A 13,344-nucleotide genomic window follows, 5' to 3' on the forward strand; every position below is an offset into this window, starting at 1 on the left:
TGGAGTGGGTGGGTAATTGGGGTGGTTTGAGTGAAGGGGAGATGGGGGGAATTGGGTGGGGCGCTTTTTAAATTTGGTATTTATTTATTATCTTTCCTATTCACTTTATATGGGCGTAGATGACGGTAATAGGTCAATAGGTCAATAGGCGCAGCGTAGCGAAGTCCCGCGAAGCGGGATCATTAGGTTGGGAGGCGCAGCGTAGGGCTTCCGAAAATTCGGAACTGCGCCTGCGGCTTGAGGTCCCGCGAAGCGGGATCAATAGGTAATTAGGTTGAGAGGGGTAGGAAGGATGGAGATGGGTTGGAAGGGTTGAGAGGGTTGATGGGGTTGTTAGGTTATTTGGTGGAGAGGCAAAAGAAAATTCATGATATTCAGTAAGTTATATTTAAGCAATCAACAAGCAGAAGTTGTTTAAAATCAGAGATTTACAAAACAATAAGAAACGATTATGACCATTAAGGCACAAAAGATAAGATTGGGAATATTCATTGTATTCAGTGCGGCCATTCTGATTTTTCTCATTGCTTTTTTTACAGCCAGAGAAATATTCCAGAAATCAGACACCTATTATGTGTCGTTTAAAGACGTTTCTGTTAGCGGAATGGAGGTAGGGAGCTCTGTCAAATACCTTGGTATTAAAGTGGGTACCATTGCCGATATTGAAATCAACCCCGAAGATGTCACCAGCATCATTGTCACCCTCACGCTCAAGCAAGGCACGCCCATTAAAGAAGATTCAAAAGCAGAAATCACCACCCTGGGAATAACAGGCTTAAAAGCCATAGAAATAAGAGATGGCACCAATGAAGCCCCCATGTTACCACCGGGCGAATTTATTCCGGCAGGAAGTTCCATTACGGATGACATTACCGGTAAAGCAGAGGTCATTGCAGAAAAGGCAGAGCAGGTCATCAACAACCTTTTGCGATTAACGCACAAGGATAATGAGGCCAAAATCATGGCTCTGGTAGACCAATACCATACCCTGGCTCAGAATACCGATCAGGCAGTCATCCGGATTGATTCCATGCTCAATGAAAACAGAGAAGACGTCAACACAACCATTCGATCGGCCAGTGAGGTGGCTCAAAGTCTTTTGGTCTCTTCGGAAGCACTCCAACAAACCATCCACCGGATCAACACCATTGTTGACAACGATACCATCAATCAAATTGTGGCCAATGTTTGGGATGTTACCGAAACCATAAAGGAATCCAACATCAAACAGCTGATCGATGAGTTGGCCATGGCTGCCTCACAAACCCAACAACTACTGATAAAAGTAGATGATGACATTAACAAAGGAAGCCGGGATTTGCTTGAAAGTCAGCAATTGATCAATTCAACCCTGCGCAATCTAAATGAAGCATCCCGCAAAATCAATGACAATCCATCGGTCCTGATTCGTGGATCCAGGACTAAAAACCTTCCTGACAACCAATTAAAAAACAATTAGCATGAGCAATAAGTTACTGATAATGGCCCTCCTTCTCCTTACTGCATCGGGGTGTGGTTCTAATAAAACGGTACTCAAAAAATACTATCTCATTGAACCCACCAGTGAGGCCGGGCCTTCCGCCGCTACTCCCGTCATAGATGTGCTGTGCGAAGTTGCCGATGTTAAAATCGCTCCTGCTTTTGCCACCACACAAATTGCCCTGAGAGATGAATCCCATCAAATTCAATATTTTGGCCAGCATGAATGGGCCGTTCGACCAGAGGAGGCGCTATTACCCCTTATACTGAATCATTTTTCAGACCGTCAAACCTTTAAACGTGTGGCCAATCGGTTTTGGAATACCCCGCCGACTTTTACCCTCAACACGAAACTGCACCACATAGAGGTACTTCAAAAAGAAAAAGCTTTTTATGCGCATCTGAACATTGAATTTTCCTTGGTGGAAACGGAAACCGACAGAGTTATTCTCAAACATAAAGCGAACCAGGAGCGCAGACTCGACGAAAAGGATTTAAACCTGATGGCGCAAACCATCAGTAACCTCCTATCTGAGGAACTGGTCAAACTCACTACTTTGATAGAGGAAGAAATGTCTGATTATAAACCAGAGTAAACCAACCATAGTGACATTGAGCAACCCTGTTGAATCGGAGCAGTTTAGCTTCTCAAATAACACATTTTACATAAAGGATACTTTAAAAATGGCCAACACAGGCCATTTTGTTAAGGCCTATAGTCAGATAGTGCCCAACATTTCCGCCCGGGAAATAACCATTGATCTGAGTGGCCTCGAGCATATCGACAGTGCAGGAACCACAGCCATTCACCATCTGACACGGCAACTCAGTCAAAAGAATATAGAGGTCATAACAAAAGGCGCCAATGCATCCGTTAAAGAAAAGTTGGAATTATTTACCTTACCCGACGAGATCAATGAAAAGCCCAAAGCAGATGGTGGCTTTTTATATACCATTGGTGAAAATACGATTGAATTCTTCAAAACCTATATTAGGGACTTTATCCTGTTAATGGCCGATGTTTTTTACTGGTCGATGGTCGATTTGTTTAACCGCCGACAGCGACGAAAGGGAGCCTTTGTGAATCAGGCCATCACTATTGGCGTAAACGCTGTACCCATTGTGGTAGCCCTGTCCTTCATCATCGGATTGGTTCTGGCACTGCAATCAGCTGCGCAATTACAAAACTTTGGCGCCAACATTTTTATTGTGGATCTGATCGTCATCTCCATGATGGGTGAAATGGGACCATTGATAACAGCCATTCTGGTCGCAGGTCGCAGCGGGTCAGCCATTGCAGCTGAAATAGCCACCATGAAGGTGACCTCCGAAACAGACGCCTTGCAGACCATGGGATTGAATCCGATTCGCTTTGTGGTGGTTCCCAAAATATATGGTAGTTTATTAACCATGCCCTTTTTAACCGTTCTGGCCAATGTTTTCGGCATCATGGGCGGTATGCTGGCGGCCTATTTATATCTGGATATTACCCCGGAAGTCTTTTTCAACCGAATGCCGGACGCGCTCTATCAGAAGGATATTCTCACCGGCATCATCAAAAGTCTGGTTTTTGGTGCCATAGTCGTACTCACCGGCACCTTTTTTGGATCCAATGTAGAGAATGGCGCAGAAGGGTTGGTAAAGCCACCACCAAATCAGTCGTGGCCGCCATAGCCATGGTGATTGTGGCCGATATGGTGCTGGGCTTAATTTTTTATTAAAAACCCATCAACCAAATAACCCTATCGACCCCATCAACCCCATCAACCTATTGACCTATCAACCTATCGACCTATCGACCTAACAAAAAATAAGCAGCATGGACAAGACAAGCAACATCATAGAAGTACAAAACTTATCAGTCGCTTTTGATGAGCGCGAGGTGCTGACCGATGTGTCTTTCACCGTCCAACCGGAACAAATAACGGTCATTCTGGGAGGTAGCGGATCTGGAAAAACCACCATTTTGAAGCACCTTCTCAACCTCTATCCTTCACCGGAAAACACCACTTTTGTATTCAATAAAGATGTGGCCGGATTGAGCGAAGAAGAACAAACGGAATTCTACCTCAACATGGGCGTATTCTACCAAAATGGGGCGCTAATTAATTCGCTGACAGTCATTGAAAATGTGGCGCTGCCTTTGGAACAGCATACCACTTTGCCCGATAACATCATCCGGCAGATGGTCTTAATGAAGCTGGGACTGGTCAACCTGAAGGAGGCTGCCCACCTTTACCCGGCTCAACTCAGTGGTGGCATGCTTAAAAGGGCTGCTTTGGCGCGGGCCATTATTATGGATCCACCCTTGTTGTTTTGCGACGAACCCGGAGCTGGTCTGGACCCGGTATCTCTGGCTTCTCTCGATCAGTTGATCCTTGATTTAAGGGAGCAGCTGGGAATGACCATTGTGATGGTAACCCACGAAGTTTCGAGCATCCTGAGGGTGGCCGACAAAATCATTTTTCTGGAAAAAGGCCAAATCATTTTTGAGGGTGCCAAAAAAGAGGCCCTTGAATCGGACATCGAATCGGTTCAGGAGTTCTTTGGCAAAGGCACCGGAAAATAAGTACTACGCCCATTCACTCAATTCGATCCATCTGTTTTCAGACTGATCCAAATCCTTCAATAATTCACCCAATCGATTAGAGGCGGCTACAAGCGCATCCGGTGCCAGGCTCCCTGAGTTAAGACTGTTTTCCAATTCCACCTTTTCGTCCTCCAATTCGGCAATGCGCTTCTCCAGCATTTCAAATTCCTGCTTCTCTTTAAAGGTGAGGCGACGGGGCTTGTCCGATGCTTTCTTAGGCTTCTCAACCATTGCCTTTTTCTCTTTGACAGGTGCCGGCTTCTCCTGCTTCTTAAGGTATTCCTGGTATTGGGTATAATTGCCCGGAAAAGCTTTGATCTGACCGCCCCCTTCAAAGACGAACAATTGATCCACTACCCTGTCTAGGAAATACCTGTCGTGAGACACCACCAAAACACAACCACCAAACAGCGCGAGGTATTCTTCCAAAACACCCAGCGTAAAGATATCCAAATCATTGGTCGGCTCATCCAGAATCAAAAAGTTGGGATTCTTCATTAAAACGGTCATCAGATAGAGCCGCTTCTTCTCCCCGCCACTGAGTTTACTCACCAAAACATAATGCATTTCATTGGTGAACAAGAAGTAGCGCAAAAACTGTGCAGCATTCATACTGCCCCCATTGCCGGTATAAATAACCTCCGCTATTTCAGAAATCACCTCGATGACCTTCTTATTTTCATCCAACTGAATGCCTTCCTGACGGTAATAGCCGAAGACCACGGTTTCACCGAGGTCTATTTCACCTGAATCAGGCTGGAGGGTTCCGGTCAGCATATTGAGTAAGGTACTTTTTCCGGTACCATTCTTCCCCAAAATACCAATGCGTTCCCCCTTTACAAACTTGTGCGAAAAGGCATCCACTAATAAATTACCATCAAAGGACTTGCTAACAGCATCCAGATGCAACACCTTGCTTCCCAGTCGGGCCGACTGGATATCCAATGACATGCTGGCTTCTTCGGTCTTTTGACCGGCGACATCTTTCAAATCATAAAAGGCATCTATCCGGTACTTGGCTTTGGTGGCACGGGCTTGCGGCATGCGGTTCATCCAATCCTGCTCTTTGCGCAGCAGATTACGGGCTCTTTCAATTTCCTGGTTGCGTTGCTCTATGCGTTCGTCGCGCTTCTCCAAAAAATAGGTATAGTTGCCGTGATAGCGGTAAAGGGATTCATTGTCCATTTCAAAAATGGTATTACACACCCGGTCCAGAAAGAATCGATCATGAGTCACCATCAGCAAAGTGGCCCGGTTTCGGCTCAGAAACTCTTCCAGCCAGTCCACCATATCCAAGTCCAGGTGGTTGGTGGGCTCATCCAGAATGAGAAAGTCAGGCTCCTCAACCAGCACAGCGGCCAGTGCCACTCTTTTTAGTTGCCCACCCGACAATTGCTCTACAGGCTGACTGAGCTGGGTAATATTTAACTGGTTAAGGATTTGCTTGACCCGGGTTTCATAATCCCAGGCATTGAGGGCATCCATTTTCTCAATCAATTGGCTTATTTCCGGTTGATCGTTGGCTTCGAGGGCCGACTCGTACTTACGTACCAAATCAACCAGTTCGTTCTCACCACTAAAAACAGCCTCTTTCACCGTCAGTCCATCCGGATAGGACGGTTCCTGGGTCAAATAGCCCACTTTAATGCCGTTTCGGATGGTCACATTTCCACCATCTGCCTGGAACAATCCTGCCAGAATATTTAACAAAGTGGTTTTTCCGGTACCGTTGCGCGCAATCAAGGCCGCCTTGTCCCCTTCCTCCAATCCGAAATTCAGATGGTCAAATAAGCGAACATCGCCATAGTGGTGCGTTAAATTTTCAACAGATAATATATTTGCCATACAAGTTGTCTCATCTAATAGGCCACAAAGATAACAGGTCGCAGGCAATTACTCGCCATGCGACCTGAAAAGAATATTTTATACACACGGAACATACAGTGGCCCTACATCATAACAGGCCCTGCAGTGCGGTCAATAACATCGAGCTCTCCCTGATTAAAGAGGGTGTTTTTGGTGGCATAAAGATTATCTTTTAATTGCTGAACGGAACTGGCACCTATCAGGACAGAGGTCACCCGTGCATCTTTCAGCAACCAGGCAATCGACATTTGAGCCAGTGTTTGTCCGCGGTTGGCGGCAATATCATTGAGACTCCTCAAAGCTTGCAAACGCTCCTCTGTCAGCGTTTCCTTTTTTAAAAAGCCATGCGACTTGGCAATGCGTGAATCCGCCGGGATATCCTTTAAATAACGGCTGGTAAGCAGCCCCTGTGCCAGAGGCGAAAAGGCTATGCAGCCAATCCCACGCTTGCCCAGCACATCCAGCAGGCCCTTCTCCGACCAGCGATCTAAAAGACTGTAACGGGGTTGATGTATCAGACAGGGGGTGCCCAGATCATTCAATATGGCCTCGGCACGCTGGGTTTGCTCGGCCGAATAGTTAGAGATGCCCACATAAAGTGCTTTGCCCTGCCGGACCACCTGATCCAGCGCGGCCATGGTTTCTTCAAGCGGCGTATCCGGATCCGGACGGTGACTGTAAAAAATATCTACGTAATCGACCCCCATGCGCTTAAGACTCTGGTTCAGGCTGGCTATCATGTATTTTTTAGAACCCCACTCACCGTATGGTCCGGGCCACATGTGGTAGCCCGCTTTGGTCGAAATGATCATCTCGTCCCGGTAGGGCTTAAAATCACTGGCCAATACCCTTCCAAAATTCTCCTCCGCAGAGCCGGGCGCAGGACCATAGTTATTGGCCAGATCAAAATGTGTTATCCCATTGTCAAAAGCATACCTGAGTATTTCCTTCTGAGTGGACAGGGGATCCACAGACCCGAAATTATGCCATAGTCCAAGAGAAATGGCCGGTAATTGCAGTCCACTTTGTCCACACCGCCGATACGTCATGGAGTCGTACCTTGTATCATTCGCTAAGTAATGCATCCGTATTTATTTTGAAATTACTATTTAGTTGGATTCCAATCTAATCGCCCCGGCCGGGGGCATGAAATAATATTTTTCTGGTAAGCACCTCCGTACACACCTCACAAAACCCTGCCGCCTCATTGGTGCGCATGCGGCAATTGATGGCGGGGCGGTAAACGCCTTTGCGCACATAACCCCCTCCCTCAAAAACACCAGTGGTGTTTTTATACATGGGACGGATGGGAGTTGGTACCGGCACATCCTTAGCTACGAGGTGTTTCCACTTACGGTCAAAATCGACCAAAGTAGTAAGATTGGGCTGCCAGGGCTCAATCTCCGGATTAATAAAATCATTGTAAGACACATCTGCCCCAAAGTACTCGTCGCCCAAACCTCCGAACCCATGACCCAATTCATGAATAAGAACGGTTCCCGAGTTACGATGACCGGCCGTCACCACTGAAAAATGATTATAGATACCTCCACCCCCGTATTTGTCACTGTTCACCAGCACGATGATGTGATCGTGCGGCGCCTGGGCAGCCAAATCATAAACTTTCCAGGTGGCTTCCGTTTCCAGATAACGATCCACCCCAAAAGTATTGAAGGTGCTCTCCATGATGGTGTTTCGCCACTCATCGGACCGTGGATCATCGGGACCTGATTGAACAGAAGGGGCGGCTATCGCCCGGATGGCCATGCGGTCTTTTAGTGATTGATAAGGCTCAGTGGCCAATAACTGGCCGCTTAAATCCTCCACCTGATCAAAGAAAAGATCTGCCTCATTGGCCTGATATCCCTCAGCCAAAAAGAGAACATCAAAATTTTGCTGAGAGTCGTTGCTGCCATGAATCATTTTTATTGGAAAGTCGAATGGCTGGAACCGGACAACAGAGAGCTCGTCCGGCACCACCTCGTCCTGAAACAGGCCGACAAATTTCCCGTTGCGGAGGCGACTTTCTACGACCAATTTAACCGGTATCAAAGGCATAGGCATTTCTATGCTTTGCTGAAAAGCACGTTCTTTGTCCCTGGCCTCATCAATGGTTCGCCACTCTTCAAACAAAGTCGAAAAACCCCGCTTAAAAAGCGTATCACCCTTTTCGGGGGCTATAAGAAAATAGCGGTATTCACCATAATCAAAGGGAGAAATCATTTGATTGGAACCGGCAAAAACGCCATCGAAAGTGGTAATTTTTGAGACATAAGCATTTTGATAGTGAAGATTACCCACCAATACGAAATCAACACGAAGCGTTCGATCCCAGTCAAAAAGCTCATTCTGTGCCTGCGCAAATGAAGCAAAATAACATAATACCACAACGACCCCTGATATTAGTCTAAAATTCCATCTCATAGCTGAGTTCTTGTTCTACCTGACTTTGCAAGATAACAATTGTTTATTAGTTTTGATGCGGATAATTTCAAATAATACCACCACTATGTTCGATAACCTCATTAAAAAATCAGACGACCTTAGAAAATGGTTGACAGACCTGCTGGAAACAACCATTCTGCCCGAATGGACTTTTGCCCTGATTGATTTAGGGTTGCGTGCCCTCATTCTATTTATACTAAGTTTTTTGGTTTACTACGTAGCCAAGAAAATTTTACTTTTTTACACCATTAAGCTGGTTCGAAAAACCAAATCCAGATATGACGACTACCTGGTCCACAGAAGGGTTTTTCACCGCATATCACACATTGCGCCTGCCATTGTTATATATGCCCTGGATGAAAGTTTCTTTGGCATTTACCCCAGTATCCTAAAAATCACACACACACTGGCCATCATTTATATGATTGGGATTGTGTTTTGGACCCTTCAGGCAGCCTTATCGGTACTGGAGGACATCTACAACACCAAGCCCTATGCCATAGAACGCCCCATCAGAAGCTATATACAATTGCTCAATCTCATTACCATTATAGTCGGCGCTCTTTTAATAATTACCTATTTAACCGGAGTGGATGTTGCCAAAATATTTGCAGGGCTGGGTGCCATGGCAGCAATATTGTTGTTGATTTTTAAGGATACCATCCTTGGATTTGTGGCCGGCATTCAGCTATCGGCCAACAAAATGATGCGGGTCGGCGACTGGATATCCATGCTACCCATAACGCAGATGGAACGGTTTTAGAAGTGACGCTCAACACAGTAAAAGTCCAGAATTGGGACCGCACCATCACCACCATCCCGACTTACGCCCTGGTGGCCAGTCCCTTCATGAACTGGCGCGGCATGGAAGAATCCGGAGGACGGCGCATCATGCGCTCCATTAATGTGGATATGCGCAGCGTTAAATTCTGCACGCCTGAGATGCTGGCCAAATACAAGAAAATTCACCACCTCAAAGATTACATTGAACAGCGACAAACGGAAATAGAGAATTACAACAAGGAGTTGGGTGTGGATGAATCTGTTACGGTCAATGGCCGCAGAATGACCAATCTGGGTGTCTTTAGAAAATACCTGGAGAATTACTGCATCCGTCATCCCCGGCTGAATACCGACATGACTTTCCTGATCCGTCACTTGCAACCCTCTGAAAAAGGTATTCCCATTCAGGTGTATGTTTTCAGTAAGGAAAAAGCCTGGGCGGTTTATGAAGAGATACAGGCCGATATTTTTGATCACATACTGGCCATCATTCCGGAATTCGGCCTTCGTGTTTTTCAGGAACCTTCCGGGGATGACCTGCAAACGGCCATCAGCGGTCTGGGCGACCTGCTGCAAAACAAATAACTGCGACAAAAAAAAGCTGCCCAAAGGCAGCTTTTTGTTTTTGTCTTAAATAAAATCCGTTGCTGTTAATTTTTTCCGAGGTATTCAGAAATACCTTCCTGGGTTGCTTTCAAACCAGTGGAACCTTTATGCCAGTTGGCGGGACAAACTTCGCCGTTTTCTTCGAAAAACTGAAGGGCGTCCACCATACGAAGTGTTTCGTCCACGCTACGTCCCAGCGGCATATCATTCACCACCTGGTGACGAACCACACCTTCCTTATCAATCAGAAAAAGGCCTCTATAGGCAGCAGGTTCACCTTTGAACTCAAGCATACCTTCTTCGTTAAAATCATACTCCCCGGCCAAAACATCATAGCTATCAGAGATGGTCATACTGCCATCGGCCACCAAAGGAAATTTAACACCTTTAATACCGCCCTCTTTTTTGTCGGTTTGCAACCACTTCCAATGAGAAAATTCTGAATCGGTGGAGACACCAACAACCGCCACATTGCGACTTTCAAATTCAGCTATTTTTTCCTGAAAGGCAATTATTTCGGTGGGACAAACAAAGGTAAAATCCTTCGGATAAAAGAAAAACACCACATATTTTTTACCGACATACTGCTCTAAAGAGAAGTTTTCAACAATCTCATGACCATTGACCACGGCTTTGGTTGAAAACGAAGGGGCTTTCTTTCCTACTAATACTGACATACTTACAATTTTTAGGTTAATTTATTAGATTATCTTTAATATTCCTTACAAACCAATGCTATATAAAACATTACACTTGCAAATTTAAAGAAAACCTGTCGCCCCACAAAGCTATCAGGTATATTTTTACCTGAATAAAAACAATGAGATATAAACCATATTTATAACTTTCCTAACGGTCTATTTCCTGTATTCAGGCACCATTTGGGCAATTTGCAGAATGACCTCAACCGCTTTTTGCATACTTTGAACCGGAACAAATTCAAAACGCCCGTGAAAATTGTGACCACCTGCAAATATATTGGGTGTCGGCAATTCCATATAGGAAAGCCGGGCACCGTCGGTGCCTCCCCTGATGGGCAATACATTAGGCTTCACGCCGGCTCTTTCCATGGCTTCACGGGCCAGTTCCACAATGTACATGACCGGCTCTATCTTTTCCCGCATATTGTAATACTGGTCGACCATATCCAACTCAACCGTCCCCTCGCCAAATTCCGCATTGATCTTATTTACCAGATGCTGCATTTCGCGCTTACGATTTTCAAAGCGGGATTGGTCAAAGTCTCTGATAATAAAAACCATCTCTGTTTTTTCCACGTCGCCGTTGAAGGACATCAAATGGTAAAAGCCTTCGTACCCATCCGTGTGTTCGGGGGTTTCATGTCGCGGTAACATGGCCACCAGCTGATTGGCAATGCGCATAGAATTGCGCATTTTATGACGGGCATAACCGGGGTGCACATTACGTCCGTGTACCACTATCTTAGCCATGGCGGCATTGAAATTTTCATACTCCAGTTCGCCAATTTCACCACCATCCAAAGTGTAAGCAAAGGAAGCACCAAAGGCAGGCACGTCAAAATGATCGGCACCCTGACCAATTTCTTCATCTGGTGTGAAACCAATGCGGATTTTCCCATGTTTGATCTCGGGATGGGCCAATAAATATTCCATAGCCGTGACAATCTCTGCCACTCCTGCTTTGTCATCAGCACCCAACAGCGTGTGCCCGTCTGTGGTGATTAAGTCCTGGCCCACATAATTCTTCAATTCAGGGAACTCAGAAGGCTTTAAAAAAATCCCCTCTTCAGCATCCAGGGCAATATCACCACCATCATAGTTTTTCACAATGTTTGGCTTTACATGCTTACCGGAAAAATCGGGACTGGTATCCAAATGGGCAATAAAGCCAACCACCGGATAATCGCCCTCGATGTTCGCCGGCAAGGTAGCTGTCAGGTAACCGTTGTCATCCACCTGGACTTCCGAGAGGCCAATGCGCTTTAATTCATCCAACAGAAACCGGGCAAAAAACATTTGGCCGGGGGTACTGGGTGTCAATCCCGTATTCATATCTGACTGTGTATCAAATGATACATATTCCAAAAAACGTTCTACTAAAGTCATATGGTTGAATTTTAGATTTTTATTGCTTCACATCATCCGAATTAAACACAAAACCCAATCGCTTACCGGTGCGCATGCGCGACTGCATAATCTCTTCATTGAGCTGGGCCATGGTAAGCATGCTCATGTTTTCGTAGGGTGGCACCAACAAATCAAATTCCAAAGAATAAAGCATGGCGGTCTCCACAATTTTTTGCCAGTTATCAATGTCCAGTTTATTGGTTCCAAAACCACTGACGCCCATCGCCCGCTGCCTTTTCCCCTCCACAAAAAAAGCATTTTCCCGATTGACAAAGACCCGTGCCACCATGTATCCTAAATCGTCGGGGCGGCCATACCGAAAAGAGTCGTACAAAAAGTTATAGATATTAATAACCCCTGTATAGCATCTGGCCATGTTCTCTTTCGCGTAGGGTTGTTCCCAAATTTTATGTTCGCGATCGAACATAAAAGCGTTGGTATGCATAAAAAAGACCAGCACATCGCCGGCCACTTTCAACTTGGCCACAAAATTTCCAACCTCTTCATATTGGAGCTGCAGCCGGGCATCTTTATCCGTTAATTGCGGGTTAAATACCTCAGGCAAAACCTTCAGCACTTCCTTCAGCTGATCAAAAGCACTCAGCGTAGTATCAAAAACGCCTTGTTTTAAGGCAGCCCGGGTCAGTAACTGTTCTGAAATTTTATCCTGAAGTGACTTTTTCATTGGTCGGGTAGTTTAAGTACAGCTACGAAAATACAAGATTTGTGGTAAAAGTATAGTAGAGTCGGGTCATTTTCTCAATGCAAGAGAAGTATTTTATTAGCGTTTGGATCTTACACATCCGTAAATCATGGCTCCTGATCTATTGACAAGTTCCGTGAAATAATTAAATTTGTAGCAAATAGCTAAAAATGAAAGCAAAAATGAGCAGTGCCTATTGGATAATGGCCCTTATTTTCCTGGTTTTTCAGGGTGTAAAGGCATTGACGGACGTGATGGCCTCGATGGACGTGATGGTTTTGACGGAGTGGACGGAGCATCTGCTGACATCTATTATTCGGAATGGCTTACCCCATCAGAATGGTCAGGTGAATCAGGCGATTGGTATTTCATTGTGGAGGCCCCTGATTTAACCGAAGACATTGTAGAACGTGGCGTAATCCTCGCCTACGCGTGGCTCAATGGTGATATTTATGATTCGAATGCCATGCGTCCTTTGCCGACTTATGCGGTGGATGCCAACTGGAGTTTCTTAATTTCCGAATACCAGACCATAGAATTCACAACGGATTTGCTTTCAGTGCCCCTGCCAGATCATTTTTTTCGCTTCATTGCCATTCCGGGCAACATCGAAACGCTCAAATCGGCATCCAGGGAAAACATTCCTATAGAAGAGCTTAAAAGCATGCCCTACAAAGACGTTTGCCAATTATTCAACATACCGGAATAGCGCCAGTCCAATGCCTCCATTAACGGCTCAACAGCCTATTGAACGACCACCGTCG

Annotated in this window: 13 protein-coding genes; 7 read left to right on the plus strand and 6 right to left on the minus strand. The window is 45.6% G+C overall.

Annotated features, from left to right (window positions below):
* Window positions 1-451: 451 nt before the first annotated feature.
* The 4 genes from JCM15548_RS13445 (at window position 452) to JCM15548_RS13460 (ending at window position 4,048) form a co-directional block, all read left to right on the plus strand.
* Window positions 452-1,459, plus strand: a complete 1,008-nt coding sequence (locus JCM15548_RS13445; RefSeq protein WP_062126358.1) for an MlaD family protein — start codon at window positions 452-454, stop codon at window positions 1,457-1,459.
* A gap of 1 nt (window position 1,460) precedes the next feature.
* Window positions 1,461-2,075: an ABC-type transport auxiliary lipoprotein family protein gene (locus JCM15548_RS13450; RefSeq protein ID WP_062126361.1), complete on the plus strand. Its 615-nt coding sequence runs from the start codon at window positions 1,461-1,463 to the stop codon at window positions 2,073-2,075.
* 10 nt (window positions 2,076-2,085) lie between these two features.
* On the plus strand, window positions 2,086-3,153 hold the full coding sequence (locus tag JCM15548_RS13455) for an ABC transporter permease (RefSeq protein ID WP_227625808.1): 1,068 nt from the start codon (window positions 2,086-2,088) through the stop codon (window positions 3,151-3,153).
* Window positions 3,154-3,298: 145 nt separating this feature from the next.
* Window positions 3,299-4,048: an ABC transporter ATP-binding protein gene (locus tag JCM15548_RS13460; RefSeq protein WP_062126367.1), complete on the plus strand. Its 750-nt coding sequence runs from the start codon at window positions 3,299-3,301 to the stop codon at window positions 4,046-4,048.
* Between the two features lie 3 nt (window positions 4,049-4,051).
* On the opposite strand, the gene JCM15548_RS13465 is transcribed toward JCM15548_RS13460, so the two are convergent.
* From JCM15548_RS13465 to JCM15548_RS13475, 3 genes are all read right to left on the minus strand, one after another.
* Window positions 4,052-5,914 (minus strand): ABC-F family ATP-binding cassette domain-containing protein, encoded by a 1,863-nt coding sequence (locus JCM15548_RS13465; RefSeq protein WP_062126370.1) that lies wholly within the window; start codon window positions 5,912-5,914, stop codon window positions 4,052-4,054.
* A 104-nt stretch (window positions 5,915-6,018) separates the two neighbouring features.
* The gene (gene mgrA / locus JCM15548_RS13470) at window positions 6,019-7,020 is read right to left on the minus strand and encodes an L-glyceraldehyde 3-phosphate reductase (protein ID WP_062126373.1); all 1,002 of its coding nucleotides are present in this window, start codon (window positions 7,018-7,020) and stop codon (window positions 6,019-6,021) included.
* A 40-nt stretch (window positions 7,021-7,060) separates the two neighbouring features.
* Window positions 7,061-8,359, minus strand: a complete 1,299-nt coding sequence (locus JCM15548_RS13475; RefSeq protein WP_062126376.1) for a M64 family metallopeptidase — start codon at window positions 8,357-8,359, stop codon at window positions 7,061-7,063.
* Window positions 8,360-8,444: 85 nt separating this feature from the next.
* On the opposite strand from JCM15548_RS13475, the gene JCM15548_RS25620 reads away from it, so the two are divergent.
* The gene (locus JCM15548_RS25620) at window positions 8,445-9,143 is read left to right on the plus strand and encodes a mechanosensitive ion channel family protein (protein WP_262487058.1); all 699 of its coding nucleotides are present in this window, start codon (window positions 8,445-8,447) and stop codon (window positions 9,141-9,143) included.
* 2 nt (window positions 9,144-9,145) lie between these two features.
* On the plus strand, window positions 9,146-9,748 hold the full coding sequence (locus tag JCM15548_RS25625) for a mechanosensitive ion channel family protein (protein ID WP_262487059.1): 603 nt from the start codon (window positions 9,146-9,148) through the stop codon (window positions 9,746-9,748).
* 65 nt (window positions 9,749-9,813) lie between these two features.
* Here the strand turns inward: JCM15548_RS25625 and JCM15548_RS13485 are convergent, their stop codons facing one another.
* From JCM15548_RS13485 to JCM15548_RS13495, 3 genes are all read right to left on the minus strand, one after another.
* Window positions 9,814-10,446 (minus strand): peroxiredoxin, encoded by a 633-nt coding sequence (locus JCM15548_RS13485; protein WP_062126379.1) that lies wholly within the window; start codon window positions 10,444-10,446, stop codon window positions 9,814-9,816.
* A gap of 180 nt (window positions 10,447-10,626) precedes the next feature.
* Window positions 10,627-11,856 (minus strand): peptidase T, encoded by a 1,230-nt coding sequence (gene pepT / locus JCM15548_RS13490; protein WP_062126382.1) that lies wholly within the window; start codon window positions 11,854-11,856, stop codon window positions 10,627-10,629.
* Between the two features lie 19 nt (window positions 11,857-11,875).
* On the minus strand, window positions 11,876-12,562 hold the full coding sequence (locus JCM15548_RS13495; protein ID WP_062126384.1) for a hypothetical protein: 687 nt from the start codon (window positions 12,560-12,562) through the stop codon (window positions 11,876-11,878).
* 214 nt (window positions 12,563-12,776) lie between these two features.
* On the opposite strand from JCM15548_RS13495, the gene JCM15548_RS13500 reads away from it, so the two are divergent.
* The gene (locus JCM15548_RS13500) at window positions 12,777-13,289 is read left to right on the plus strand and encodes a hypothetical protein (RefSeq protein ID WP_062126386.1); all 513 of its coding nucleotides are present in this window, start codon (window positions 12,777-12,779) and stop codon (window positions 13,287-13,289) included.
* Window positions 13,290-13,344 lie beyond the last annotated feature (55 nt).

This window comes from Geofilum rubicundum JCM 15548 (assembly GCF_000974365.1).
Taxonomy (GTDB): domain Bacteria; phylum Bacteroidota; class Bacteroidia; order Bacteroidales; family Marinilabiliaceae; genus Geofilum; species Geofilum rubicundum.